Here is a 25,304-nt window from a genome sequence, read left to right on the forward strand (position 1 = left end):
TCAGCGGTCCCGTTCCCGTGCCATCCTGCTTCGTGCCCTTCGGACGACTAGACGATCGTGGAGTGCGGGTGGCGTACGCAGCTGCAGCGGGCCCTCTCCGGACGGCCCGGACGCTCGCGTCCGTGCTGGCGGCGGCGCTGGCCGTCCCCCTCGCGCTGCCGCCGGCCGCGCACGCCGCCGCGCCGCTCACCGGCCGCCGCATCCACGACGTCCAGGGCGCCGCGCACGTCTCGCCGCTGAACGGCGCCGCCGTCGCGGGCGTCCCCGGCGTCGTCACCGCCGTGACCGGCAACGGCTTCTGGATGCAGGACCCGCGCCCCGACCGCGACCCCGCGACGTCCGAGGGCGTCTTCGTCTTCACCCGCACCCGGCCGTCCGCCGTCCCCGGCGACGCGGTCCGGGTGAACGGCAGGGTCCGCGAGTACCGGCCGGGCGGCGGGTCCGCCGGGCTGACCCGCACCGAGATCGACGCGACCGCGACCAGCGTGGCCGCGCACGGCGCCGCGCTGCCCGCGCCCGTCGTGATCGGGCCGGGCGGGCGCCGCCCCCCGGCCGCCGTCATCTCGGCCCGGCGCGGGGACGTCGAGAAGGGCGGCGCGCTCGACCCGAAGCACGGCGGGCTCGACTTCTACGAGTCGCTGGAGGGGATGCGCGTCCGGATCAGCGATGCCGTCGCGGTCGGGCCGTCCAGCGACGGCCAGGTCCCCGTGCTGCCCGCCAACGGCGCCGGCGCCGGGACCCGCACCAAGCGCGGCGGCATCCTGCTGCGCGACGGCGACGCCAACCCCGAGCGGATCGTCCTGGACGACGCGCTCGCCCCGCTGCCCGCGATGAACGTCGGCGACCGGCTGCCCGGCGCCCACGACGGCGTGCTCGACTACTCCTACGGCGACTTCACGCTGCTGCTCACCGCCGCCCCACGGCGCGCCGACGGCGGACTGCCGCAGGAGGCCGCGTCCCCGCAGCGGTCCGGCGAACTCGCCGTCGGCACCGCCGGGCTGGCCGACCTCGGGCCCGACAGCCCCCCGCAGCGCTTCCGCGACCTCGCCGGCGACATCGTCCGCGGGCTGGACTCCCCCGACCTCGTCGCGGTCAGCGGGCTGCAGGACAACAGCGGCCCGCACGACGACGGCACCGTCGCCGCCGACCAGACCGTCGCACAGCTGATCACCGCGATCAGCGAGGCGGGCGGCCCCGCCTACGACTGGCGCTCGGTGAACCCGCGCGACCGCGCCGACGGCGGCGAGAAGGGCGGCAACAGCCGGATCGGGTTCCTGTTCCGCACCGACCGCGGGCTGGCGTTCGTCGACCGGCCCGCCGCCGCCGACCCGCTGGGCGACACGCCGCCCGCCGCGCAGCCCGACCCGTCCGTCACCTCGGCGAGGGCGGTGCGGCGCGCGGACGGCACGGCGTCCCTGTCGCTGTCCCCCGGCCGGATCGCGCCCCGGGACACCGCCTGGAGCGGCGCGCGCAAGCCGCTGGCCGGAGAGGTCACGTGGCGGGGGCGGCGCATCATCGTCGTCGCCGACGACTGGTACCCGCGCACCGGCGACGACCAGCCCCTCTTCGGCCGGTACCAGCCGCCGTCCAGCCCCACCGAGTGGCGCCGCGACGCGCAGGCCCGGGTGGTCGCCGGGTTCGTGAAGTCCGTGCGGGCGGCGGGCCGGAAGGCCGACGTGATCGTGACGGGCGGGCTGAACGACCGCGGGACGTCGCTGCCCGTCCAGGCGCTGACCAAGGGCGCCGGGCTCGCCGACCTGCCCGCCGCGCTGCCGCCCGGCGACCGGTACACCGCGGTGACCGGCGGGAACTCCGAGGACCTCGACCACATCCTGCTCAGCCCGTCGCTGGCCAAGAGCAGGCACCGGTTCGACGTGGTGCACCGCGCGTCGGAGTTCGCGGCGCGCGCCGGGGACCACGACCCGACCGTGGTGCGCATCGCCCTGCCCGGGAAGTGACCGCACCCGGGAAGTGACCGCGCCCGTGGGTGACCGCGCCCGTGGGTGACCGCGCCCGTGGGTGACCGCCGGTGGGTGACCGCGGTCACCCAATTCCGGCGGTACCGAAAAGATCGTCAGTGTGCGATCCGGAAACCCGCCGGTGTTTTTCTCTCAGGGGGCGGGGCAGCGATCGATCGTCACACCCCCTCCGGGAGGAGACGTCCCCCATGGCGTTCCGATATCGGTCGCACCACATCAGCCTGGTCGGCCTGATCTATCTCATCATCGGCGTGTTCGTCGCCTGGGACCGCGGCTACATCGACGTCCCGCTGCTGCGCCAGGTCGGCAGCGCGCTGCTGGCCGTGTTCCTCTGGTTCCTCATCCTGCTGGGCGTGGACCTGCACATCCACGCCTGACCCGGGACCGGCACGGGCCGCCCGCGCGTCCCCCCGCCGTCGGGCGGCCCGTGCCCCACTCCGGCGACAGGTCTCCGTGCCGCCGGGGTCATAGACCTCAAAACGCCCAAAGGGCTACGTTCCACTCATGACGAAAAAGGACTGCAGTTGCGGACATGGCGGCGGATGCTCGTGCCCGAAGGGCTGCTCCTGCGGCTGCAACGGCTAGGACTTCGCTCCCCGCACGGCACCGGCCGCCGGCACGGGCGCCCGCCACAGCAGCGGCGTCTCGGCGCCGTCGCGGACGCCGGTCCCGGTGGCCAGGACCGCGGCGCCCGCCGGCGTCATCGCGGTGAGGCGCCGCTCGGCGCGTCCGCCGAGCCCTCGCGCGGGCACCCGCGCCCACGCGCTCCCGTCCGGTGAACCGAACACGGCCGCGCCGCCCGGCGCGGTCGTGACCGCCGCCACGAAACCCTTCGGAGTCGCGGTCACCGCGGTCGCCTGCCGCGCGCCCGGCGGCGTGCGCCGCGCCCAGGTCCTGCCCGCATCGGGCGACACCATCAGGCTCGCGCCCGCACCGGCCGCGACCAGCGCGTTCCCGCGCGCCGCGACCTGCGTGAGCGGTCCGCCGCCCGGCGGCACCGCGGCCGTCGGCGTCCACTTCGCGCCGTCCGGCGACGTCCAGACGGCCGGCTTCCCGCCGCGCCCGCCGACCGCCACGTAGCCGGAGCCGGTCGACGCGACGTCCACGAGGTTGCCGCCGGCCACCGCCGCGCGCTTCCACGTCCTGAGGTCCGGCGACCGCCACACGGCACCGCCGCCGACCGCCACGTACCCGGCGGAACCGGACGCGACGGCGGCGAGCGGGCCCGCGGGTACCGTCGCGCGCGCCCAGACCGTCCCGTCCTTCGATGTCATCGCCAGCGCGCCGGGACGCGCGCCGTCCGCGCGGCCGACCGCGAGCCAGCCCTGCCCGCCGAACGCCACGTCCGACAGCCGCCCGGCGGCCGCCGGCACCCGGCCGCGCGTCCAGCCCCGGCCGTCCGGCGAGCTCCAGACCGCCGCACCGCCGTTCGTGCTGCCCACCGCGACCGCCCGGCCCGGCCCGGCGGCGAGGGACCGGATCGCCAGCTCGGTGTGCACCGCGCCGGGCACCGCCGCCAGGTTCGCGCCGGACAGGTACGCGTCGTCGCCCTGCCGTCCCGCGACCGTGACCGCGCCGCCGTCGGCGACCGCCAGGCCGCTGCTCCGCACCGGCTCCGCGACCGTCCCGGACGGCTGCCAGGTGCGCCCGTCGGCGCTGCGCAGCACGGTGCGCCGTCCCTTGGCGCCCTTCACCAGGACGCCGAAGCCCGCCTGCGAACCGCCGAACCGCTCGACGCCGCCGTACCCCGGCACGGAGATCCGGCCCGCGGCCTGCCACTTCTGCCCGTCCGGGGAGGTGAACAGCACCCCGAACCGCGTCGTCCGCCGGTGCTTCTTGCGGCCGGTCGTTCGCCGCCCCTCGCGCACGGTCGCGAACCCGCCCGGCCCCGCGACCAGGCCGATCGTCGCGCCCTGCGACCCCTGGGCCTGCGGGACGGCCACCGCCGTCCAGGTGCGGCCGCCGTCCGCGGACCGCCACAGGCCGTCGCCCCGCACCGTCCGCGTGACGGTCTTCCTGCCCTTCTTGCGCGTCACCTTCCGGCTGAACGTCCCGTGCGTCACCAGCACGCCGCCCGACGCGGCGACCCGGTCCAGCCCGGTGATCCCCGCCTGCAGCCCGTCGACGCGCTGCCACGCCCGGCCGTCGGCGGTGCTCCACACGACCGCCCGGCCGCCCGCCGAGCCCACCGCGACGAACCCGTGCACGGTCGCGACCAGCGCGTTCACCTGGTCGCCCGGCTTGAACGCGGACGTGTCGAGGTGCCGCGTCCAGGTCATGCCGCCGCCGCTCAGCCAGACGACCGTGCCCGCGGGCGACTGCCCGAGCGCCGCCCACTTCCCGGCCCCGGCCGCGACCAGCCGCGGGCGCTCCCCGGCGGGCGGCTCCGAGCCGTCCGCGCCGCGCACCTTCGCCGCCTTCCACGCGTGCCCGCCGTCCGCGGACACCAGGAACCGCGCGCGCTCCCGCCCCGGCGTGCCGTCGCCCTCCGTCCCGGCGGCGACGACCTTCCGCCCGGACGCGGTGACCACGGCGAGGTCCTGGACGAGGCCGTCCGTCGTGGCCGCCGGGTCGGTCCCGAACAGCGCGGCCGCCGGGACGGCGGCGGGCGGCCGCGGCTTCTTCGCACCGCCGCCGCCCTGGTCGAGCACGAACATCGCGCCGCCCGCGACGACCACCAGGCCGGCGGCGCCGGCAATGGCGACGCGCAGCCGCCGCGTCCCCCGGTTCGGCGCGGACTCGTCGGCCGTCGGCTGCGGCTCGGCGGTGGGCGCCGGGGGCTCGTCCTTGGGGTCGGGCGCCTCAGCGGTGCCCGTCTTCACCGGCGCCGCGGCCGGGGCCGTGGCCGCCGCGACGACGGACCCGGCGGACCTGGCCTTCGCGCCCTTCGCCTTCTTTGGCTTCGTGCCCTTCGCCTTCGGGTCTCCGGTCTTCGCGGCCGGGGCCTTCGCGTCCTTGGCCTTCGCGGGCTCGGGCTTCGCGGGCTCGGCCTTCGCGGGCTCCGGCTTCTCGGCGGGGCGGGCGGCGGCGGGCGGGGCGTCCGCGCGGATGGCGTTGCGGCTCGCGGGCGCGGCGCGCTCAGGGGCGGCGGCGCGTTCCCGGGGCGGCGCCCCGTGCCCCCAGCGGATGCCGGCGGCGCGCCACGCCTCGTAGGCGCGCTGCCAGGGCGACAGGGCCGCCGGGAGGTCGGCGAGGTCGGCGGAGACACCGAACGTCAGCCGTCGCCGGACCGCGCGCGATCCGGCGGGCCGATCATCGGCAGGGGGCTCCGCACCGGCCGGGGACGGGGTGCCGTTCCGCTCCGGGGTCCTCGCCGTCACACATGCTCCTTCACACGGTCCTGGGGACCACTATGAAACCGCGCCGCGCCGGTGCATGTCGGGACAACGGCGCGAACGGCGGCCGATCAGGCCGCTGGAGCGTTCTATCACCTCAGGCCGGACGGATCCGATCTTTCGCCACGATCTCCCCCTTATAGGCGAATCCCTGGATGTGGACGACCGGCGCGCCGGGCCCCGGGGCACCGGACAGGTCGGCGGAGACCCCCATGCCGCCGCTCTCCACCCGGACGCCCGGCGGGACGATCACCTCGACCGTCGACTTGTAGGCGAGGACGCGGATCGTGGTGACGGGCCCGTCGAGCTCGGCGGCGCGCAGGTCGAGGAGGGAGTGCCCCTTGTAGACGACGGTCGTGTACTTCTCGGGAAGGCGCCAGCGGCCGGTGCGGCGGACGGTGCTCTTGTAGGCCATCTGGAAGCGCCCGGCGGGGCCGCGCTCGGCGGGGGCGGAGCCTCCGGCGACCGGGGCGTCCGGCAGGTCGGAGGAGACCTCGGCCAGGTCGGCCTGGGTGCGGGCGGCGAGGGCGTGGTCGATGCGCTCGTCCAGCTCGGCCTCGGTGAGCCGACCTTCGGCGTAGGCGGTGTGCAGCCGGACGAGGACCCGGTCGCGGTCGCCGTCCGAGGCGCGCAGGCCCTTTCGCTGCTCGACGGTCATCTCACATCTCCTTCGCGGCGGTTCCTCCCCGCAGCCTGGACCTTCCGGCGGGTGGAGGGTCAAGCGGAGTCGCGATGTATCTTAACCCGATCTCGCTCGGTTTGCGAGAGATTCGCCGGGATCGCCTCGCGATCATGGGGTGCCGGACTCGCGGGCGTCCGGCCGGTAGATTCGGATCGGCCCGTTGATTGAGGGGGGACGGTCATGGGCGGGACGGCGGGGCGTGCGCACGGCCCGTACACGCTGTACGACCTGGACGCGATGCCCGAGGAGGGCCGGCGCTACGAGCTCGCCGACGGCTGGCTGAACGAGCTGCCGGGCGACCTGTGGCACGACCACGCGGCCGACGCGCTGAAGGCGATCCTGAAGGACGCGGCGCGGCAGGCCGACGCGGACGTCCACGTCGCGGGCGCGCCGCAGGACGTCACGACCCCGGCGGGCGTCCGCAAGCCGGACGTGTTCGCCGTCGCCCGCGACGTGGCGCGCGCCGCGCTGGAGCGGCAGACCCGCACCTACTACGGCCCCGACCTGATGCTGGTCGCCGAGGTCGTGACGCCCCGCACGGTGAACGAGCAGATCGACCGCGTCCGCAAGGTCGAGGAGTACGCGGCGACCGGCATCCCGCACTACTGGATCATCGACCTGGAGCCCCGCCCGTCGATCACCCTCCTCGAACTGGCCGGCGGCCGCTACGAGGTCGCGGGCAAGGCGCGCTCCGGCGAGACGGTGACGCTGGACGCGCCGTTCCCCATCAGCTTCGACCCCGTCCGCCTCTCCGAGATGGACTGACGCCCCGGGCAGGCGCAGGCTGCGCGCCGTCGGCCGGCACCCGGGCGTGCGCCGCCGCCGGGCGTTGGCCGGATCCTTTCAGTTGTTGGCGATCTCGCCACTTTTTGCCGCGGCGGCGGCCGGGCAGAGTGAGTGCGTCGCAACCGAGAAGAGGAGTAACGCCATGTCGGAGCGGATGCGGGCGATCAGGCAGGACGTGCTGGGCGGGCCCGAGGTGCTGCAGCTTGTCGAGATCGAGCGGCCGGAGCCGGGGCCCACCGAGGTGCTGGTCCGGGTGCGGGCCGCCGGGGTGAACCCGACCGACTGGAAGCACCGGGCGATGAAGATCTTCCTGCCGGACCCGCCGTTCACGCTGGGCTGGGACGTGTCCGGCGTGGTGGAGAAGGTCGGGTTCGGGGTGACGATCCACAAGCCGGGCGACGAGGTGTTCGGCATGCTCCGCTACCCGGGCGGCGTCGGCTCGCACGCCGAGTACGTCGTGGCGCCGTCGCGGACGTTCGTGCGCAAGCCCGCGGGGATCGACCACGTGCAGGCGGGCGCGCTGCCGCTGGCCGCGCTGACGGCGTGGCAGGCGCTGGTGGACACGGCGGGCCTCCGGGAGGGGCAGCGCGTCCTCGTCCACGCGGCGGCGGGCGGGGTCGGGCATCTCGCGGTGCAGATCGCCAAGGCGAAGGGCGCGCACGTCATCGGGACGGCGAGCGCGCCGAAGCACGGGTTCCTGCGCGACCTCGGCGTGGACGAGCCGATCGACTACCAGAACGTCGACTTCGCCGAGGCCGCGCGGGACGTGGACGTGGTGCTCGACACGATCGGCGGCGACTACGCGCCGCGCTCGCTGCGCACCCTGCGGCCCGGCGGCGTGCTGGTGGCGATCGCCGGGCGCGCGCAGCCGCCCTCGATGGCGGAGCAGGCCGCCGAGCGCGGCGTCCGCTTCGAGACGCTGCTGGTCGAGCCGGACTTCCACGCCATGACGGAGATCGCCGGGCTGGCGGCGTCCGGGAAGCTGCGCGCCGAGATCGACACGGTGCTGCCGCTGGAGGACGCCGCGAAGGCGCACGAGCGGGGCGAGACGGGCCGGGTGTCGGGCAAGATCGTCCTCACGGTGTGATCGGGGCCGTGTGATCGGGCCGTGTGGTCGGGCCGGTGGGTGATCGAGCCGGTGGTCGGGCCGGTCAGCGGCCGAGGTGGCGGAGGTAGGCGGCGCGGTCCAGGGGGTCGCCGCCGGTGCGCGGGCGCGAGGGCGGCGCGCCGGTGACCGGGCGCTCGCCGGACGGCTCGGACCACCAGGTGCCCTCGCCGCGGGTGAGCGCGGGCAGCGCCGCCTCCGCCTCCCGCGCGCGCCCTGCGGGGATCTCGCCCTTGATCGTCCAGCCGCCGGGTCCGGGGGCGGGCTCGACGGCCGCGGCGCCGAGCGTGCCGAGCGCGGCGAGGACGGGGCTGAGCGCGTCGCCGGGCACCTCCGCCTCGAACGCGTGGCACGGCTCGTACACGCGGGTGCCCGCGCGCGCGAGCGCCCCCATGAGGATCAGCGGGGTCAGGCCGCGGAAGTCGGCGGCGGTGCTGACCGGACCCGCGAACCCCGACCGGGTCAGCACCACGGCGCAGTCGGTCACCGGCCAGCCGTGAAGGCCCTGCTCCAGGGTGCGGTGGACGGTCTCCTCGATCGCGCGGTCGAAGGCGTGCGGCAGCGCGCCCGGCTCGGTCTCGCGGCGGAACGCGTTGCCCGAGCCGCGCGGCGCGGGCTCGACGCGCAGCCCGACGCTCGCCCAGAACTCGGGCACGCGGCGCCGCCAGTCCATCTCCTCGACTGCCTCGCCGGTGCCGGCCGGCCGCTCGGCGTAGACGGTGCGGCTCTCCTCGAAGACGGCCTCGACACCGGCCTCGGCGAGCAGCCGCGCCGCGATGACCTCCTTCTGCACCTCCCCGTAGAGCAGCACCGACGTCGCGCCGGACGGGGCGGGCCGCGCGCGGATCAGCGGGTCCTCGTCGGCGAGGTCGAGGAGCGCGGCGCGCAGCCGTCCCGCGTCGGCGGGGCGGCGGGCGCGGACGACCGTCTCCAGCGACGGCGGCGGGAAGGGCGGGACGTCCCGGACGGGCGGGCCGATCCGGTCGCCGACGCGGGCCGCGGCGAGGCCCCGGACGGCGGCGATGTTCCCGGCGGTCAGGGGCTCGCCGGGGGCGCCCGCGACGTCCAGCCCGGTGATCCGGCCGCCGCGTCCGCCCGCGAACGCGACGGTCTGCCGCGGGCGCAGCTCGCCGGAGAACAGCCGCAGGTAGGCGAGGCGCTCGCCGGACGCGGTGCGCTCCACGGCGAAGACGGTGCCGCGCGTCTCGCCGTCGCCGGGCCCGGCGGGAGGCAGCAGGGACGCGATGCCGCCGAGCAGGTCGCCGACGCCCGCGCCGGTCGTCGCCGAGCCGAAGTACAGCGGCTGGACGGTCCCGGCGGCGGTCTGCGCGCGCAGCGACGCCCGCACGGCGTCCGGCGGGGTGGCGCGGCCGTCCACGTAGTCGGCGAGCAGGGCGTCGTCGCCGTCCGCGAGGATCTCGGCCGACGGCGGGCAGGGCACGGCCCGCCCGTCCCGCACCCGGTTCAGCGGGACGGGCCGGACGCCCGGCCGGCGGCGGAGCGCGGCGAGCACCGCGTCCGGGTCGGCGCCGGTGCGGTCGATCTTGTTCACGAAGATCAGGGTGGGCAGCGCGAGCGCGCGCAGCGCCCGCAGCAGCACGCGGGTCCGCGCCTGCACGCCTTCGACGGCCGACAGCACCAGGACGGCGCCGTCGAGCACGCCGAGGGCCCGCTCGACCTCGGCGGCGAAGTCGGCGTGCCCGGGAGTGTCGATCAGGTTGACGCGCAGCGCGCCGAGCCGGAACGGCGCGACGGCCGACCGGATCGTGATGCCGCGGCCGCGTTCCAGCTCGCCGCGGTCGGTCTGGGTGTCGCCGGCGTCGACGCTGCCGAGCCGGGCGATCGCGCCGGTGTCGAACAGCAGCCGCTCGGTCAGGCTGGTCTTTCCCGCGTCGACGTGCGCGAGGATGCCGAGGTTGAGCGTGGGCATGGGCGGTGGGGTCCTCGAAAGCTCTCGTCCGGAATGGGCTGTGAGATTCCGAAGACCTGGCGCATCTCGCCTCCGCCGCTCGATGGTTGTCGGGCGCCATGGTGCCACCACGCCCCCCGACGCCCATACCGGTTTTCCGCCGGGCACTAGCCTGGGACGGTGCTGCTGCTGACGACGCTCGACGGCTGGCGGGACCAGCCCGGGCCCCGGTTCGTCCTGTCCGACGCGGGCGCCGTGTGGGCGCCCGACTCCGAGCCCGACCTGCTCGCCATCGCCGACGACGTGTACGGCGGCGGCGACGCCGGCCAGCTCGTCGCGGTGACGCTGGATCCGGAGCCGGGGCTGCGGCCGCCGCGCGGGGTGATCGACAAGTCGGCCGCCGCGGCGGTGCGGTACGTCCGGCGCGGGCCGGACGGGCGGCACGTCGCCCTGCTGGACCGGCCCGCCACCGCCGAGGCCCTCGACCTGCTCCCGCACCCCGAGGGCGGCTGGTACCGGGAGACGTGGCGGTCGGACGTGTCGTTCGTCCCCGGCGGCTACCCGGGCGAGCGGGCGACCGCGACCGGCATCTACTTCCTGCTGCCGCCGGGCGAGGAGTCGATGTGGCACGCGGTGCGCTCGGCGGAGATGTGGCTGTGGCACCGCGGCGGCCCGCTGACGCTGCTGCTCGGCGGGTCGGGTGACGAGCCCGCCGCGGACCCCGAGGCCGTCACGCTGGGCGCCGACGTGGCGGGCGGCGAGGTGCCGCAGGCCGTCGTCCCGCCCGGCGTCTGGCAGGCGGCGCGTCCCGCCGGGGCGGACGAGGTGCTGGTCAGCTGCGTGGTCTCCCCCGGCTTCGACTTCGCCGACTTCCGCGCCCGCCCCTAGCGGGCCGTCTTGCGGCGCGGCCGGACGGCCTGCTCGGTCCAGAACGGCTCCATCACCCGCTCGATCGCGCCGGCGACGGTGCGCAGCTCGTCCCGCGACAGCGGCCCGAACACCTCGGCGCCCACCTCGTCGGCCAGCGCACGCGCGCGCCGGTGCACCTCGCGCCCCTCGTCGGTGACGCGGACGGAGTGGCGGCGCCGGTCCTTCGGGTCGCGGGCGCGCTCGCAGAGCCCCCGCTCCTCCAGGTCGTCCACCAGCCCGACCATCAGCGTGGGGTCGAGCAGCAGGTAGCCGGCCATCTCCTGCTGCGACAGCGTGCCGGACGAGCTCAGCATCGCCAGCACCAGGAAGTGCCGGACGCGGAGGCCGAGCGGTTCGAGGGCCTCCTCCAGCCGCTGCTCCATCCACCAGCCGCACTTGGACAGCTGGAAGCCGGTCACGGACGCGAGCCCGGCCGGCAGCCCGCCGCGCATGGGCCTCTCCTCCGCCATCCCGCCAGGCTATAGCAGTTCGAGGATCACGCCCATCGACCATCGCTTGACTGGATAATCGAAAAGTTCAACTATTGGCCCATGGCATTGACTCTCGGGCTCTACGGGCTCAACCTGCACGCCTGCGCCGACCCGCGCGGCTCCGCGCGGATCGCCGCGCTGGCCGAGGAGCTCGGATACGACTCGCTGTGGGCCGGGGACCACGTCGTCCTGCCGAGCCCGCGCACCGACCCCTCGCCGCTCGACCCGCGGGCGCCGTTCCTCGACGCGGTCGTCTCCCTCACCCACCTCGCCGCGGCCACGGACCGGATAGCGCTCGGCACGGGCGTCATCGTCCTGCCGCAGCGCAACCCGCTGATCCTGGCCAAGCAGCTGGCGAGCGTCGACGTGCTGAGCGGCGGGCGGCTGGTCTTCGGCCTGGCGGCGGGGTACCTGGAGCCCGAACTGCGGGCCCTCGGCGTCCCGCCCGGCGAGCGCGGGGCGCGCACCGACGAGCATCTCGCCGCGATGCGGTCGCTCTGGTACGACGACGCGCCCGCCTTCCACGGCCGGCACGCCGACTTCGCCGGCGTGGACGCGCACCCGCGCCCCGTGCAGCGCCCGGTGCCGGTGGTCATGGGCGGGCACGGCCCGGCGGCGCTCCGCCGCACCGCCCGCGAGGCCGACGGGTGGTACGGCTGGATGCTCGGCCGCCGCGCCGCCGCCGACGCGGTCGCGCGGCTCCGGGAGGCGGCTCGGGAGGCGGGCCGCGACCGGCCCCTGCACATCTCGGTGTCGCCGCCGCGCCCGCCGGACGCCGGGTCCGTCCGGGACTACGCGGAGGCGGGCGTCGACCGGCTGATCGTCGTCCCGCCCATGGGCGTCCCGCTCGGCGACCTCGAACGGTTCGTCCGGGCCCACGCGCCCGCCGAGGTCGGCGCCGAACCGGCCGGGTGAGGGGAGCGGCGCGCCGTCCCCGTGCGTGGCCTCAGGGGGACGGCGCGCCGCAGGCCGAGCGAGCGGGCGGGGGCGCGCGGGGCGCGGGATCAGTCGGAGGAGAAGGCGGCGTCGAAGGCGGCGGACGGGGGTTCCATCGCGTTCAGCGCCCGGACGAACTCCAGCGCCTCGGGGGCGCCCTGGAGGCGGTCCATGCCGGCGTCCTCCCACTCGACCGAGATCGGACCGTCGTAGCCGATCGCGTTGAGCGCGCGGAACACGTCCTCCCAGGGAACGTCGCCGCGGCCGGTGGAGATGAAGTCCCAGCCGCGCCGCAGGTCCGCCCACGGCAGGTGCGAGGAGAGCCGCCCGCGCCGCCCGTCGCCGGTGCGGACCTTGGTGTCCTTGCAGTCGACGTGGTAGATCCGGTCGCGGAAGTCGAACAGGAACCCGATGGGGTCGAGCTCCTGCCAGACGAAGTGCGACGGGTCGAAGTTCAGCCCGAACGCGGGCCGGTGCCCGATCGCCTCCAGGGTCCGGACGGTCGTCCAGTAGTCGTAGGCGATCTCGCTCGGGTGGACCTCGTGCGCGAACCGCACGCCGACCTCGTCGAACACGTCCAGGATCGGGTTCCAGCGGTCGGCGAAGTCGGCGTACCCGCGCTCCACCATCGCCTCGGGGGTGGGCGGGAACATCGCGACGGTGTGCCAGATCGAGGAGCCGGTGAAGCCGACGACGGTGCCGACGCTGAGGCGGGCGGCGGCGCGGGCGGTGTCCTTGATCTCCTCGGCGGCGCGGCGGCGGACGCCCTCGGGCTCGCCGTCGCCCCAGATCCGCTCCGGCAGGATCGCCTGGTGGCGCTCGTCGGGGATGTCGCAGACGGCCTGCCCGACGAGGTGGTTGGAGATCGCGAACACCTTGAGGTCGTGCTTGGCGAGCGTCTCCAGCTTGCGCGGGACGTAGCCGTCGTCGGCGAGGGCCTTGTCGACCTCGAAGTGGTCCCCCCAGCAGGCGATCTCCAGGCCCTCGTAGCCCCAGCCGGACGCCAGCCGGCAGACCTCCTCGAACGGCAGGTCGGCCCACTGGCCGGTGAACAGCGTGATCGGTCGTGCCATGTCAGCTCCCCTCGACGTCGGTCCAGCCGCCGGACGCCGCGCTCGCGGCGACCGCGTCGAGCACCCGCTGCACCCGCAGGCCGTCGGCGAACGACGGGCTCGGGTCCGCGCCGTCCGCGATCGCGGTGAGGAAGTCGGCCGCCTGGTGGGTGAAGGTGTGCTCGTACCCCAGCATGTGACCGGGCGGCCACCACTGCCGGGCGTAGGTGTGGACGGGTTCGGTGACGACGATCCGGCGGAAGCCCGCCGTCGCGGCGTCCTCGGTGCCGTCGTAGAACCACAGCTCGTTCATCGACTCCAGGTCGAAGGACAGCGCGCCGGACGAGCCGCTGACCTCGATCCTTAGCGCGTTCTTGCGCCCGGTCGCCATCCGGGTGGCCTCGAAGGAGGCGAGCGCGCCGCCGTCGGTGCGGCCGACGAACAGCGCCGCGTCGTCCACCGTGACCGCGGCGGTGCCACCGCCCGGCATCGGGCGCTCCCCGACGAAGGTGTCCAGCACCGCCGACACCCCGACGAGCGCGTGCCCGGTGATGAACTGCGCGGTGTCGATGATGTGCGCGCCGATGTCGCCGAGCGCGCCCGTCCCGGCCCTGTCGCGGTCCAGCCGCCAGCTGAACGGCGCCTCCGGGTCCGTCAGCCAGTCCTGCAGGTACTGCGCGCGGACGTGCCGGACGGTCCCGATGCGCCCGGCCGCCACGAGGTCGCGGGCGAGCGTGACCGCCGGGACGCGCCGGTAGTTGAACCCGACCATCGATCGGATGCCGTGCTCGCGCGCGCGCTCGGCCGCCGCGACCATCGCCTCCGCCTCCGCGGACGAGTTCGCGAGCGGCTTCTCGCACAGGACGTGCTTGCCCGCCTCCAGCGCCGCGACGGCGATCTCAGCGTGCGCGTCGCCCGGCGTGCAGATGTCCACGATCTGCACGTCGTCGCGGCGCAGCAGCTGCTTCCAGTCGCCCTCCGGCGACGCCCACCCGAGCGTGCGGGCGGCCGCGGCGGCCCGCCCGGCGTCGCGTCCGGCGAGAGCGGCCATCACCGGGGTCAGCGGCGGGCCGAAGAACGGCCCGACGGTGCGCCATGCCTGGGAGTGGGCGCGCCCCATGAACGCGTGCCCGACCATCCCGACTCCGACGGTGGTCAATGTGCTCACCTCTCTGTACTGCGCCCGCCGGCGTCGCCGGCGGGCGCGCGGTCCGCGCTCAGGACTCGAAGCCGAGCGGCAGGTAGCGGCTCACGTTGTCCCGGGTGACGGTCTCGGACGCCAGCGTGATCGACTGCGGCGGCTCCAGCTCCACCAGGTCGGCCATGCCCTTGCCCTGCGCCAGCAACCGGGCCAGCCGGACCGCGGACGCGGCCATCGTCGGCGGGTAGGTGACGGTCGCCTCCAGCACCCCGTTCCCCGCCTTGATCTCCCGCATGGCGTTGGCGGACCCGGCGCCGCCGACCATGAAGAACTCCTTGCGGCCGGACTGCTTGATCGCGGCGAGCACGCCGACGCCCTGGTCGTCGTCGTGGTTCCACAGCGCGTCGATCTTCTTGTGCGCCTGCAGCAGGTTGGACGCGACCTGGTTGCCGGTCTCCACGGTGAACTTCGCGTCCTGCTTGGCGGTGACGGAGTACCCGTAGGACTTCAGCGCGTCCGCGAAGCCCTTGCTGCGGTCCTGCGTGAGCGGCAGCGTCGCGATCCCCTGGATCTCCACGATCACCGGGTTCGAGACGCCCTTGGCCTTGAGCTTCTTGCCGATGTAGTGCCCGGCGGACACGCCCATGCCGTAGTTGTCGCCGCCGATCCACGTCCGGTACGACAGCTTGTCGGGGAACACCCGGTCCAGGTTGATCACCGGGATGCCGGCGTCCATCGCCTTGCGCGCGACCTGGTTGAGCTGCTCGCCGTCGTTCGGCAGCATCACCAGCACGTTCACCTTCTCCGAGATCAGCGACTCGACCGCGGAGATCTGCTGGTTGATGTCGTTGGTCGGCTGGACGGGCTTGAACGTCACGTCCTTGTACTTCTTGGCCTGCGCCTCGGCGTTCTTGGCGATCGCGGCGGTCCAGCCGTGGTCGGCGGCGGGCGCGGAGAACCCGATGGTCACCTGCTTGCCGGGCTTGTCGTTGTCGCCGCCGAGCGCGCCGGCCTGCGCGGCCGGGGCGGGGTCGTCCTTCTCGTTGTTGCTGGTGCAGGCGGTGGCGAGGGCGCCGGCCGCGACTGCGGCGCCGCCGAACAGGACGCCTCTGCGGGTGGGGCGGGTGCTCTGGTCGCGCATGACGTGCTCCTGGTTTCCGGGGGTGGGGCGGCGGGGGGCGCGCCGCGGGGGCGGGCAGGTCAGGTCGGATGAGCGGGCCGGGTGGGCCGGGGCGAGCGGGTCAGGTGGGCGAGCGCAGGCCGCGGCGCTGCAGCAGCACCGCGATCCCGATGATCACGCCCTTGGCGATGAGCTGGTCGCTGGTCTGCAGGCCGTTCAGGATGAACAGGTTCGTGATGACGGTGAACACCAGCACGCCGAGGATCGACCCGGCGACGGTGCCGCGCCCGCCGGTCAGCAGCGTCCCGCCGATGATCACGGCGGCGATCGCGTCCAGCTCGTACAGGTCGCCGTGGGTGCTGGAGCCGGTGGTGGTGCGGGCCATGATGATGATCGCGGCGACGCCGCAGCAGAACCCCGACAGCGCGTACAGCAGCAGCGTGTGCCGCCGGACGTCGATGCCGGCGAGCCGCGCCGCCTCCGGGTTGCCGCCGACCGCGAACGTGCGGCGGCCGAACGTGGTGCGGTTCAGCAGCACCCATCCGGCGACCGCGACGGCCGCGAAGATGTAGACGACCAGCGGCAGCCCGAGCACCTTCGTGGTGGACAGCGACTCGATCGCGTCGTTCTCCGGCCGGATCAGCTGCGTCTTGCGGTCCGACATCCGCTGCGCCAGGCCGCGCGCCGACACCAGCATCGCCAGCGTCGCGATGAACGGGACCATCCGGCCGTAGGAGATCAGCAGGCCGCTGACGACTCCCGCGCCCGTCCCGACGAGGATCGCGCACAGCGCCATCACCGCCGGTCCGTACGACTGCGTCGCGACGGTCGTCGCCCACACCGAGGCGAGCGCCATCACCGACCCGACCGACAGGTCGATCCCGCCGCCGATGATCACGAACGTCTGGCCGACCGTGATCACCCCGATGGTGGCGGCCAGCGCCAGGATGCCGACCAGGTTCCCCGAGGTCGGGAAGTTGTCGGGCTCGGTGACGACGCCGACCACCGCCAGCAGCGCCAGCGCGGCGACCAGCCCCAGGTGCCGGAACTCGCCGGGCCCGCGGCCCGCGCCGTCGCGCCGCAGCGGCCGGAGCGGCCCCTTCGCCCACGTTCCGCGTGCCGGGCCGCCGCGCACACCCGCGTCCGTCTCGGTCACAGCGCGCTCCCTTCCATGATCATGTTGAGTACGGCGGCCTCGTCCAGGGCGGCGGCGTCGCCGCTGTGCACCACCCGGCCCTCGCGCACGACCAGCACCCGGTCGGCGAGGCCGAGCACCTCGGGCACCTCGCTGGACACCAGCAGCACCCCGATCCCGCGCGCCGCCAGGGCGCGGATCACCGCGTACAGCTCCGCGCGCGCGCCGACGTCGACGCCGCGGGTCGGCTCGTCCAGGATCAGCAGCCGCAGGTTCCGCGCGCCCGCCAGCCACCGGGCCAGCACGACCTTCTGCTGGTTGCCGCCCGACAGCGTCACCACCGGGCGGCGCGGATCGGGCGGCCGGATGTCGAGCGCCTCGATCTGCTCCCGGACGTCCGCCAGCTCGCGGCGCCGGTTCAGCCAGCCGAGCCGCGAGTACCGGCGCAGGCCCGCGACCGTCACGTTCCCGGCGACGGAGTCGTTCAGCAGCAGCGCCTGGCTCTTGCGCTCCTCCGGCGCCATGCCCATCCCGCGCCGCACCGCCGCGCCCGTGTCGCCCGGACGCACCGGGCGGCCGTCCACGAGGACCCGCCCGCGCGCCGGGCGCCGCGCCCCGTAGACCGCCTCGAGGATCTCCGAGCGGCCCGACCCGACGAGCCCGGCCAGCCCGACGATCTCGCCCGCGCGGACGGAGAACGACACGTCCGCGAACGCGCCGGGCAGCGTGAGCCCCTCGACCCGCAGCACCTCGGCCGCGCCGCCGGGGGCGTCGCCGTCGCCGTCCGGCGCGGGCCGGTCCGGGAAGACGTACTCGATGTCGCGGCCGGTCATCAGCGACACGATGTGGTCGGTCTTCGTCGTCTTGGCGGGAAGGCCGTTCGCGACGGACCGGCCGTCCTTGAGGACGGTCACCCGGTCGCCGATCTCGCGGATCTCCTCCAGCCGGTGCGAGATGTAGACGACGGCCACGCCGGACGCGGTCAGCTCCCGGATGATGCGGAACAGGTTCGCCACCTCGTCGTGCGCGAGGGCGGCGGACGGCTCGTCCATCACGATGAGCCGGGCGTCGTGCGACAGCGCGCGGGCCATGCTGACGACCTGCTTGCCCGCCGCGGGCAGCCGGCCCGCCTCGCGGCGCGGCGGGATCTCGCCGTGCCCGAGCCGGCCGAGCAGCTCCCGCGCGGCCCGCTCGGCGTCGCCGCGCCGGGTGAACCCGAGCGTCGCGCGCTCGTGGCCGAGGAAGATGTTGTCGGCGACCGACAGCCCGTCCACCAGGTCGAGTTCCTGGTAGATGGTCGCGATGCCGGCCCGCATCGCGGCGGTCGGCCCGGCGAGCCGCGCCGGCCGCCCGGCGAAGGCGATCTCGCCCTCGTCCGGCTGGTGCGCGCCGGCGAGCACCTTGATGAGCGTCGACTTCCCGGCGCCGTTCTGGCCGAGCAGGCAGTGCACCTCGCCGGCCCGGACGTCGAGGTCGACGCCGTCCAGCGCGCGGACGCCGGGGAACTGCTTGACGATGCCGCGCATGCGCAGCAGCGGTTCGGGTTCGGACGGGCCCATCGGGCCTCCTCGGGGGTCAGGAGGGACGCGTGACGGGAGGAACGCGGGTCGGGGACGGAGGTCGGGCGGGGCGCGGGCCGGGCGGGCGGAGCGTCAGGCGGGGCGGGCGGAGCGTCAGGCGGGCGGGCGGAGGGTCAGGCGGGGCGGGCGGAGGGTCAGGCGGGGCGCGGGTCGGGCGGCGGGGAGAACACGTGGTCGCTGATCAGCCGCGCGCCGCCCACCACCCCGGCGGCGCCGGCCAGCTCGGACAGCACGATCGGCAGGTTGCCGGTCGCCAGCGGCGCCGACCGGCGGTAGACGACGCTGCGGATCTCCGCGAGCAGGGTGTGGCCGAGCCCGGCGACGCCGCCGGCGATGATCACCAGGCCCGGGTTGAAGAAGCTGACCAGCCCGGCGAGGACCTGCCCGACGTGCCGGCCGCCCTCCCGGATGATCCGCACCGACGCCGGGTCGCCGGCCGCGGCGGCCTGCGCGACGTACTCGCCGGACAGCTCCCCGTGGCTGTCCAGCAGCGCGGCGAGCTGCGGCGACTCCCCCGAGCGCGCCGCCGCCTCCGCGTCCCGCGCGAGCGCCGCGCCGCCGAAGTACGCCTCCAGGCAGCCGGCGTTGCCGCACGCGCACATGGGCCCGTCGTCGTCGATCCGGATGTGCCCGATGTCGCCCGCGCTGCCCGACACGCCCCGGTAGATCGCGCCGTCCACGACGATGCCGCAGCCGATGCCGGTGCCGATCTTGACGAGCAGGAAGTCGTCCACCGACCGCGCGAGGCCCGCGTGCAGCTCGCCGAGCGCCATCAGGTTCACGTCGTTGTCCACCAGGACGGGGCAGCCGAGCTCGGCGCCGATCGCGTCGCGCACCGGGAACCGGTCCCAGCCCGGCATGATCGGCGGGACGACCGGCATCCCGTCCCGGAAGCTCACCGGCCCCGGGACGCCGATCCCGGTGCCGTGCACGCGCGGGATCAGGCCCTCGTCGCGGAGCTTGCCGAGCAGGTCCAGGGCCCGGTCCAGCACCGCCGTCGCGCCCTGCCGGACGTCGCACGCCTCGCTGACGTGGCCGAGCACCTCCAGGGCGCCGTCCGTCACCGCGACGTCGATCGAGGTGGCACCGATGTCGAACGCGACGAACCGCAGGCTCGGCGACAGCCGGACGATCCCGGACCGCCGCCCGCCGCGCGACGCCGCGAGCCCGGCGCCCTCCACCAGCCCGAGCTCGACCAGCCGGTCCAGCTCGACGGCCAGCTTCGAGCGCGACAGCCGGACGACGTCGCCCAGCTCGGCGCGCGACCGCGGGCCCTCGTCGCGCAGCAGCCGCAGCAGGCGTGCCTGATGCACGTTCTGCGGACGAGCCGGCATGCGCATCACGCCGTCCTCTCGGGTGCCGTTCGGGGCGCCGGGGCCGTGTGACCCCGGTCTCATGCGGAGACCGTAACCGGCTTTTGTCGACTTGAGAAGACCTTTCACCCAACTCTTTCGAACTTTCTCCTGTCACAGGACAAAGTCGGCCGCGAAAAAGCCCCGGACCGGAACGTGCCGGGTCCGGGGCTCTCTGCCCGCAGGGGTCAGGACGTCACGAGAAGGGGCGCCCGCGCGCCCCTGCCCGTCAGCCCGCCCGTCAGTAGGTGACGGCCTGGCGGCTGCCGCTCATCGTGCGCATGATGTGCTCGACGAGCGTGATGAGCACGCGCTTGGCGTCCTCGCGGTCGCGGACGTCGCAGTCGATCACCGGGATGTCGGGCGACAGGTCGAGGGCGTCGCGCACCTGGTCGGGGGTGTGCCGACCGGCGCCGTCGAACCGGTTGACCCCGATGATGAACGGCACGCCGCGCCGCTCGAAGTAGTCCACCGAGGCGAAGCAGTCGGCCAGCCGGCGGGTGTCGACCAGCACCACCGCGCCGAGCGCGCCCTTGGCCAGCTCGTCCCACATGAACCAGAAGCGGTCCTGGCCGGGCGTGCCGAACACGAACAGCACCAGGCCGTTCGGCAGGGTGATCCGCCCGAAGTCCATCGCCACGGTCGTCGTGGTCTTCGACGACACCGCCGTGGTGTCGTCGATGCCGATGCTCTTCTCGGTCAGCGCCTCCTCGGTGCGCAGCGGACGGATCTCGCTGACCGCGCTCACCAGGGTGGTCTTGCCGACTCCGAAGCCACCGGCCACGAGGATCTTGACGGTCAGCGCGGAATCGCCCGCCTGGGCGGCCGCGTCAGAGCGCACGGATTCCATCGATCACTTCCTTGAGTACGCGCTCGCTCGGGAACTGCGCCACCGGCGCGGGGCGCCGGACCTGTATCAGCGAACGGTCGAGCAGGTCGCCGAGCAGGACCCGGACGACCCCGAGGGGAAGTTCCAGATCCGACGCTATCTCGACGACGGACAACGGGGTGCGGCAAAGCTCCAGGATCATGTCATGTTCCGGCTCCGGCGACCACGGAGATGCCGGAATCGCCGGGTTCGAGTCCGCGCCGCCCGGCGGCTCGACGGCCTCGATCAGCGCGACGAGGTCGAACTCGACGCCCTCGTAGTGGGTGCGGCCGCCGGTGAGCGCGTAGGGGCGCACGACGGGCCCGGCGGCGTCGTCGAACCACGCCGTCCCGCCCGCTCCGCCCGCGGCGCCGCCCTGAGCGCCGCCCGGGGCGCCCGCGACGCTCCCCGCGGCGTTCCCCGGCGGGCCGCCGGCGGCGCCCGCCGTGGCGCCCGCCGCGTGCCGGTGCGGCCATTCGGGCACGGAACCCTCGGTCCCGTCCACCGTCACACGCCGCCCTCGGCCGCGGCCACCCGCGGGTTGGCCGACAGGTGCTGGCCGACCCGCGTGACGAGCATCGCCATCTCGTAGGCGATCATGCCGAGGTCGGCGTCGGCGTCGGCGAGCACCGCGAGGCACGCGCCGCGCCCGGCCGCGGTGACGAACAGGAACGCCGACTCCATCTCCACGATGGTCTGCCGGACCGGGCCGCCGCCGAACGACTCGCCCGCGCCGCGGGCCAGGCTCTGGAAGCTGGCGGCGACGGCCGCGAGGTGGTCCGAGGCCTCCTGGCCGAGACCGCGGGAGGCCGCCATGCGCAGGCCGTCGCTCGACAGGACCACCGCGTTCTGCACCTGGGCGACGCGCTGCACGAGGCTGTCCAGCAGCCAGTTCAGCTCGCCGCCGGCACCGCCCGCGGCCTCCGCGCCGGAGTGCTGGGCTTCTGTCATGGGGCGTCGTCCTCCTGGTCACCTCGGTTGGGGTGGTCGTCGCGGCCGGGCGGGGCCTGCGCCTCGGCGTCGGCCGCCTCCCGCCTGCCGCGCTGCCACCCGCGCTGCATGGCGGACATCATCGACCGCATGGTCTCGGGCGAGCGCGCCGCGTCCGGGACGTCCGGTGGAGCGCTCCCGCCGCCGGGCGGGACGTCCGCCGGCCCGGCGGGCGCGCCCGCGTCCCCGGGCGGGGACGCGTCGGCGGGGACGGGGGCGGCCAGCGGCATCGACGGCTCCGGCTGCGCGGGCTGCTGCTGCGCGGGCGGCGTCGCGGCGGCGGGCGGCGGTGCCTGCCCCTGCGCGGCCAGATGGGCGTCCACCCGCTCCTTCAGCTGGGGCGCGAGATGCGTCTGCCGGCGGCGCTTGGGAAGCCCGCCGTCCGCCGTCGCCCCCGCGGGCTCCGCGTCCGCCGGGGCGGGCTCGGGTGCGGGCTGCGGCCGGTCGGCCTGCCGGGAACGCCTGCGCTCCGGCAGTGGCGTCAGCCCGGACGCCTCCTCCCGCGCCTGCTCGCCCGCCTGCTCGGACTCGGCCTGCTCCGACTGTGCCTGCTCGGACTGGGCCTGCTCGGGGAGCCCGGATTCCGCCCGGACCGGTTCCGTCCGGACGGGATCGGCGCGCAGCGGCTCGGCCTCCGCGACCAGCCGCACGACGCCGCCCTGCTCCACCGCCGGGCGCGCGGACGCCGACAGCGCGCCCGCGGGCGCGGCGGGCAGCCGCATCGGCCCGGTGTTGCGGCGCGCGGGCGGCTCCTGCTCCGCGGTGTCCACGATGAGGGATCCTGGGATCAGCGCGATCGCGGTGGTACCGCCGTACGGCGACTGCCGCAGCGTCACCTTGATGTCGTGCCGTTCGGCGAGCCGCGCCACGACGAACAGGCCGAGCTGCGCGCTGTCGGACGGGTCGAACTCCGGCGGGTCGTCCAGCCGGGCGTTCGCGGTGCGCAGCGCCTCCTCGGTCATGCCGAGGCCGCGGTCCTCCACCTCGATGGCGAAGCCGTTGGCGACCGGGTGCCCGCTGACCCGCACCGGCGACTGCGGCGGGGAGAACGTGGTGGCGTTCTCCACCACCTCGGCGAGCAGGTGGATGACGTCGGCGACGGCGGAGCCGAGCAGCGCGATCCGCGGCAGCGGCTGCACCCGGACCCGCGGGTAGTCCTCGACCTCGGCGACCGCGCCGCGCACCACGTCCACCAGCGGGACGGGCCGCCGCCAGCCGCGCCCGGCGGTCTTGCCGGCCAGGATGACCAGGCCCTCGGCGTGCCGCCGCATGCGGGTCGCGAGGTGGTCGAGGCGGAACAGGTCGGACAGCTCCGACGGGTCCTCGGTGCGGCGCTCCATGGTGTCGAGCAGGCTGAGCTGGCGGTGCAGCAGCGCCTGGTTGCGGCGGGCGAGGTTGACGAACACCTCGCTGATCCCGCGCCGCGCCGCGACCTCGCCGGCCGCGGCCACCAGCACCGCCTCGCGGGCCCGGTCGAAGGAGTCGGCGATCTGCCGGATCTCCCTGATCCGGAAGTCGACGGCGGGCTCCGGCTCGGGCTCGGCGGGGCGCCCGGCGCGGACCTGCTCGGCCAGCAGCGGGAGCCGCTTGCGGGTGAAGTCCACGACGGCGCCGGCGAGCGTGCGGCACTCGCGCAGCAGCCGCCGCGACACCCGGATCGCGATCATGGCGGACAGCACGACGGCGACCAGGCCGAGGCCGCCCGCGATGCCCAGCCGGACGAACACGCCGACCGCGATGTGCTGCGCCCGGCCGGTGATGTCGTCGAGGGTGCGGTTCTCGAAGTGGTAGAGGTCCTCGTCAGCGTCGTCGGCGACCGTCCGCCACTGGGACGGGTCGACGATCGGGGCCCGCGCGGCGCGGGAGGCCCCCGCGGCGGTCCCGCCGCGAGCGCCCGTCGCGGACGCGGCGCCCTGCCCGGTCGCCGTGCCCGTCGCCGTCCGGCCCTGGACCTGCTTCTTCTTCGAGACCGTCCGGACCTGCTCGGACCCCCGGATGACCTCGTCCTCCAGCTTGCGCAGCTGCGCGAACTGCGGGGTGGCGACGAGGCGCTCGTAGCGGCCGCGGTCGGCGGCCGGCAGGTTCGGGACGTTGTCCGCGTACGCCATCCGCTGCGCGCCGACGAGCTGCGCGAACTCGCCGCGCTCGGCGGCGCTCAGGTGCCCGGCGGCGAGCGCGCCGGTCAGCAGCGCGTCCTCGCGGGACAGGAACTCCCGGCCGCGGCCGACGGAGGTGAGCGTGCGCGCGTCGGCGGTGATGGTGCCGTTCGCGGGCGTCGTCGCGCTGTAGATCGCGAAGCCGGCGTCGATGATGCCGCTGTAGTCGGCGAGCACGTCCGCGCGGCTGGAGGCGCGGTCGTCGACGCCGCGGCGAGTCGTCTCCAGCGTGCCGAGCCTGGCCAGCAGGTCGTCCATCCGCTTGACGACGCCGGGCAGGATCGAGTCGCGCAGGGCGCCGTCCCCGAAGCCCTTGCGCAGCTCCCTGACGGCGCCGTCGGTCACCTGCCGCTGCGTGCGCAGCACGTCGGGGTTCACCGAGCGGGGCGACCCGGCGTCCGCCATCGACAGCCGGCGCTCCTTCTGCAGCGCGTTCATCAGCCGCTGCGTGGGCAGCACCGCCTCCTGCTGGAACTTGCGGCTCTGCAGCAGCTGGTGCGCGTCGCCGTAGGTGATCCCGGTGAGGAACATCCACAGCGCGGCCAGCGCGAGGAGCGGCACGAGGACCAGGAGCGTGATCCTCGCCCGGATGGAGGAGAAGCGGGAGGCCATCACGGCAGGTGGACCATGCTCACATCGATGGCTTTCGGCGATGGGGGATGCGACATGCGGGGGGAACCTCCCGATGCGGGATGTACGGGGGTCTGCGGGACTCTACTACGTCGCGGGACGGCGACGATCAGGTGACCGAGCGTCATGTCCGGGGTCGTCGGCGTCCGGCCAGCTCAGCACGTGCTCCATCAGCGCGATGAGGACCTCCTTGGCCGATTCGCGGCGGCGGGCGTCGCACAGCAGCACCGGGACGCCGGGGTCCAGGTCCAGCGCGATCGCGACGTCCCGGGGGTCGTGCCGCCGCGCGCCGTCGAAGCAGTTGACGGCGACGACGAACGGCAGGCGGCGCCGCTCGAAGTAGTCGATCGCGGGGAAGCAGCCGGTCAGCCGGCGGGTGTCGGCGAGCACGACCGCGCCGATCGCGCCGGCGGCCAGCTCGTCCCACATGAACCAGAACCGGTCCTGGCCGGGCGTGCCGAACAGGTAGAGCAGCAGCTGGTCGGAGAGCGTGATGCGGCCGAAGTCCATCGCGACGGTCGTGGTCGACTTGGCGCGGACGCCGGTCACGTCGTCCACGCCGACGCCGCGGTCGGTCAGCGGCTCCTCGGTGCGCAGCGGCCGGATCTCGCTGATCGACCCGACGAGGGTGGTCTTGCCGGCGCCGAACCCGCCCGCGATGAGGATCTTGGTGGTGACCAGCGGGCGGGCGGCGAGCCCGGCGCCGGGACCGCCGCCGGGACCCGGGCCGGGGTCAGAGGGCGCGTAGGCCATTGAGGACCTCCCTCAGGACGCCCCGTCCGGGCCGCCCGTCCGCGGGGGCGGCGGAGTCCACCACCCGGATCAGCCCCTCGTCGCGCAGGTCGCCGAGCAGCACCCGGACGACCCCGAGCGGCAGCCCGAACTCCGAGGCCAGGTCGACCACGGCGACCGGGCGGGCGCAGCCGCGCAGGATCCGCACGTGGTCGGGGCTGTAGCGCAGCCGGTCGCCCGGCTGCGCGCCGGTGGCCGCGACGACCGCGATCAGTTCGAAGCCCTCACCCGCGGGACGGGTGCGGCCCCGGGTCCGCGCGTAGGGGCGGACGAGCGGGCCGGCCTCCCGGTCCAGCCACCGCTCCGCCGACGGGTTCATCGGTCATTACCCCCACATCTCCCCCGGGACGGGCTCC

The 25,304-nt window shown here is 75.3% G+C and carries 22 protein-coding genes; 6 read left to right on the top strand and 16 right to left on the bottom strand.

The genetic code is table 11. The features are described from left to right. The first annotated feature begins 68 nt into the window (after positions 1 to 68). On the top strand, positions 69 to 1,958 hold the full coding sequence (locus tag amrb99_RS04200; protein ID WP_347256523.1) for an endonuclease/exonuclease/phosphatase: 1,890 nt from the start codon (positions 69 to 71) through the stop codon (positions 1,956 to 1,958). A gap of 209 nt (positions 1,959 to 2,167) precedes the next feature. Beyond that, positions 2,168 to 2,356 (top strand): hypothetical protein, encoded by a 189-nt coding sequence (locus amrb99_RS04205; RefSeq protein ID WP_190852465.1) that lies wholly within the window; start codon positions 2,168 to 2,170, stop codon positions 2,354 to 2,356. Positions 2,357 to 2,560: 204 nt separating this feature from the next. On the opposite strand, the gene amrb99_RS04210 is transcribed toward amrb99_RS04205, so the two are convergent. Next, positions 2,561 to 5,299, bottom strand: a complete 2,739-nt coding sequence (locus amrb99_RS04210) for a hypothetical protein (RefSeq protein WP_190852467.1) — start codon at positions 5,297 to 5,299, stop codon at positions 2,561 to 2,563. Between the two features lie 112 nt (positions 5,300 to 5,411). Next, complete coding sequence (locus amrb99_RS04215; RefSeq protein ID WP_190852470.1) at positions 5,412 to 5,972, bottom strand: DUF1707 domain-containing protein; 561 nt, start codon at positions 5,970 to 5,972, stop codon at positions 5,412 to 5,414. 204 nt (positions 5,973 to 6,176) lie between these two features. Between amrb99_RS04215 and amrb99_RS04220 the strand changes: the two genes are divergently transcribed. Continuing rightward, entirely contained in the window at positions 6,177 to 6,761 is a 585-nt protein-coding gene (locus tag amrb99_RS04220; RefSeq protein ID WP_190852472.1) for a Uma2 family endonuclease, read from the top strand. A gap of 163 nt (positions 6,762 to 6,924) precedes the next feature. Beyond that, positions 6,925 to 7,869: an NADP-dependent oxidoreductase gene (locus amrb99_RS04225; protein WP_241755224.1), complete on the top strand. Its 945-nt coding sequence runs from the start codon at positions 6,925 to 6,927 to the stop codon at positions 7,867 to 7,869. A gap of 64 nt (positions 7,870 to 7,933) precedes the next feature. On the opposite strand, the gene amrb99_RS04230 is transcribed toward amrb99_RS04225, so the two are convergent. Next, complete coding sequence (locus amrb99_RS04230; protein ID WP_190852474.1) at positions 7,934 to 9,817, bottom strand: TetM/TetW/TetO/TetS family tetracycline resistance ribosomal protection protein; 1,884 nt, start codon at positions 9,815 to 9,817, stop codon at positions 7,934 to 7,936. Between the two features lie 159 nt (positions 9,818 to 9,976). On the opposite strand from amrb99_RS04230, the gene amrb99_RS04235 reads away from it, so the two are divergent. Continuing rightward, positions 9,977 to 10,684 (top strand): cupin domain-containing protein, encoded by a 708-nt coding sequence (locus tag amrb99_RS04235; RefSeq protein ID WP_347256524.1) that lies wholly within the window; start codon positions 9,977 to 9,979, stop codon positions 10,682 to 10,684. Here amrb99_RS04235 and amrb99_RS04240 read toward each other — a convergent pair. Next, complete coding sequence (locus tag amrb99_RS04240) at positions 10,681 to 11,175, bottom strand: MarR family transcriptional regulator (RefSeq protein WP_190852476.1); 495 nt, start codon at positions 11,173 to 11,175, stop codon at positions 10,681 to 10,683. The genes amrb99_RS04235 and amrb99_RS04240 overlap by 4 nt on opposite strands. An 81-nt stretch (positions 11,176 to 11,256) precedes the next feature. Between amrb99_RS04240 and amrb99_RS04245 the strand changes: the two genes are divergently transcribed. Next, on the top strand, positions 11,257 to 12,111 hold the full coding sequence (locus tag amrb99_RS04245; protein WP_190852478.1) for an LLM class F420-dependent oxidoreductase: 855 nt from the start codon (positions 11,257 to 11,259) through the stop codon (positions 12,109 to 12,111). An 89-nt stretch (positions 12,112 to 12,200) separates the two neighbouring features. Here amrb99_RS04245 and amrb99_RS04250 read toward each other — a convergent pair whose 3' ends face one another. From amrb99_RS04250 to amrb99_RS04305, 12 genes are all read right to left on the bottom strand, one after another. Next, positions 12,201 to 13,205: a sugar phosphate isomerase/epimerase family protein gene (locus amrb99_RS04250; RefSeq protein WP_190852480.1), complete on the bottom strand. Its 1,005-nt coding sequence runs from the start codon at positions 13,203 to 13,205 to the stop codon at positions 12,201 to 12,203. Between the two features lies 1 nt (position 13,206). Beyond that, entirely contained in the window at positions 13,207 to 14,352 is a 1,146-nt protein-coding gene (locus tag amrb99_RS04255; protein WP_347256525.1) for a Gfo/Idh/MocA family oxidoreductase, read from the bottom strand. Between the two features lie 49 nt (positions 14,353 to 14,401). Beyond that, positions 14,402 to 15,466, bottom strand: a complete 1,065-nt coding sequence (locus amrb99_RS04260) for an ABC transporter substrate-binding protein (RefSeq protein WP_190852482.1) — start codon at positions 15,464 to 15,466, stop codon at positions 14,402 to 14,404. A 100-nt stretch (positions 15,467 to 15,566) separates the two neighbouring features. After that, complete coding sequence (locus amrb99_RS04265; RefSeq protein WP_190852484.1) at positions 15,567 to 16,601, bottom strand: ABC transporter permease; 1,035 nt, start codon at positions 16,599 to 16,601, stop codon at positions 15,567 to 15,569. Then, complete coding sequence (locus amrb99_RS04270) at positions 16,598 to 18,139, bottom strand: sugar ABC transporter ATP-binding protein (RefSeq protein ID WP_190852486.1); 1,542 nt, start codon at positions 18,137 to 18,139, stop codon at positions 16,598 to 16,600. Before amrb99_RS04270 ends, amrb99_RS04265 begins: the two co-directional genes overlap by 4 nt. Positions 18,140 to 18,294: 155 nt before the next feature. Then, entirely contained in the window at positions 18,295 to 19,557 is a 1,263-nt protein-coding gene (locus amrb99_RS04275; RefSeq protein WP_241755226.1) for an ROK family transcriptional regulator, read from the bottom strand. 196 nt (positions 19,558 to 19,753) lie between these two features. After that, a complete protein-coding gene (locus tag amrb99_RS04280; protein WP_190852488.1) occupies positions 19,754 to 20,362 on the bottom strand; it encodes an ATP/GTP-binding protein in 609 nt (202 codons plus the stop codon). Then, a complete protein-coding gene (locus amrb99_RS04285; protein WP_190852823.1) occupies positions 20,343 to 20,864 on the bottom strand; it encodes a DUF742 domain-containing protein in 522 nt (173 codons plus the stop codon). The genes amrb99_RS04280 and amrb99_RS04285 overlap by 20 nt, the downstream gene beginning before the upstream one ends. A gap of 23 nt (positions 20,865 to 20,887) precedes the next feature. After that, a complete protein-coding gene (locus amrb99_RS04290; protein WP_190852490.1) occupies positions 20,888 to 21,331 on the bottom strand; it encodes a roadblock/LC7 domain-containing protein in 444 nt (147 codons plus the stop codon). Next, positions 21,328 to 24,138, bottom strand: coding sequence for a nitrate- and nitrite sensing domain-containing protein (locus amrb99_RS04295; RefSeq protein ID WP_190852825.1), 2,811 nt, complete (start codon positions 24,136 to 24,138; stop codon positions 21,328 to 21,330). The genes amrb99_RS04290 and amrb99_RS04295 overlap by 4 nt, the downstream gene beginning before the upstream one ends. 105 nt (positions 24,139 to 24,243) lie before the next feature. Further along, positions 24,244 to 24,909, bottom strand: coding sequence for an ATP/GTP-binding protein (locus tag amrb99_RS04300; RefSeq protein ID WP_190852493.1), 666 nt, complete (start codon positions 24,907 to 24,909; stop codon positions 24,244 to 24,246). Continuing rightward, the gene (locus amrb99_RS04305; RefSeq protein WP_190852495.1) at positions 24,890 to 25,267 is read right to left on the bottom strand and encodes a DUF742 domain-containing protein; all 378 of its coding nucleotides are present in this window, start codon (positions 25,265 to 25,267) and stop codon (positions 24,890 to 24,892) included. Before amrb99_RS04305 ends, amrb99_RS04300 begins: the two co-directional genes overlap by 20 nt. Positions 25,268 to 25,304 lie beyond the last annotated feature (37 nt).

It is taken from the genome of Actinomadura sp. RB99, assembly GCF_014706005.1.
Taxonomy (GTDB): domain Bacteria; phylum Actinomycetota; class Actinomycetes; order Streptosporangiales; family Streptosporangiaceae; genus Spirillospora.

Bases quoted from the DNA above. Each gene is read 5' to 3' on its own strand.
- amrb99_RS04205 (WP_190852465.1), top strand. From the start codon at position 2,168: ATGGCGTTCCGATATCGGTCGCACCACATCAGCCTGGTCGGCCTGATC.
- amrb99_RS04215 (WP_190852470.1), bottom strand. From the start codon at position 5,972: ATGACCGTCGAGCAGCGAAAGGGCCTGCGCGCCTCGGACGGCGACCGC.
- amrb99_RS04220 (WP_190852472.1), top strand. From the start codon at position 6,177: ATGGGCGGGACGGCGGGGCGTGCGCACGGCCCGTACACGCTGTACGAC.
- amrb99_RS04225 (WP_241755224.1), top strand. From the start codon at position 6,925: ATGTCGGAGCGGATGCGGGCGATCAGGCAGGACGTGCTGGGCGGGCCC.
- amrb99_RS04230 (WP_190852474.1), bottom strand. From the start codon at position 9,817: ATGCCCACGCTCAACCTCGGCATCCTCGCGCACGTCGACGCGGGAAAG.
- amrb99_RS04240 (WP_190852476.1), bottom strand. From the start codon at position 11,175: ATGGCGGAGGAGAGGCCCATGCGCGGCGGGCTGCCGGCCGGGCTCGCG.
- amrb99_RS04245 (WP_190852478.1), top strand. From the start codon at position 11,257: ATGGCATTGACTCTCGGGCTCTACGGGCTCAACCTGCACGCCTGCGCC.
- amrb99_RS04250 (WP_190852480.1), bottom strand. From the start codon at position 13,205: ATGGCACGACCGATCACGCTGTTCACCGGCCAGTGGGCCGACCTGCCG.
- amrb99_RS04260 (WP_190852482.1), bottom strand. From the start codon at position 15,466: ATGCGCGACCAGAGCACCCGCCCCACCCGCAGAGGCGTCCTGTTCGGC.
- amrb99_RS04270 (WP_190852486.1), bottom strand. From the start codon at position 18,139: ATGGGCCCGTCCGAACCCGAACCGCTGCTGCGCATGCGCGGCATCGTC.
- amrb99_RS04275 (WP_241755226.1), bottom strand. From the start codon at position 19,557: ATGAGACCGGGGTCACACGGCCCCGGCGCCCCGAACGGCACCCGAGAG.
- amrb99_RS04280 (WP_190852488.1), bottom strand. From the start codon at position 20,362: ATGGAATCCGTGCGCTCTGACGCGGCCGCCCAGGCGGGCGATTCCGCG.
- amrb99_RS04290 (WP_190852490.1), bottom strand. From the start codon at position 21,331: ATGACAGAAGCCCAGCACTCCGGCGCGGAGGCCGCGGGCGGTGCCGGC.
- amrb99_RS04295 (WP_190852825.1), bottom strand. From the start codon at position 24,138: ATGGCCTCCCGCTTCTCCTCCATCCGGGCGAGGATCACGCTCCTGGTC.
- amrb99_RS04300 (WP_190852493.1), bottom strand. From the start codon at position 24,909: ATGGCCTACGCGCCCTCTGACCCCGGCCCGGGTCCCGGCGGCGGTCCC.
- amrb99_RS04305 (WP_190852495.1), bottom strand. From the start codon at position 25,267: ATGAACCCGTCGGCGGAGCGGTGGCTGGACCGGGAGGCCGGCCCGCTC.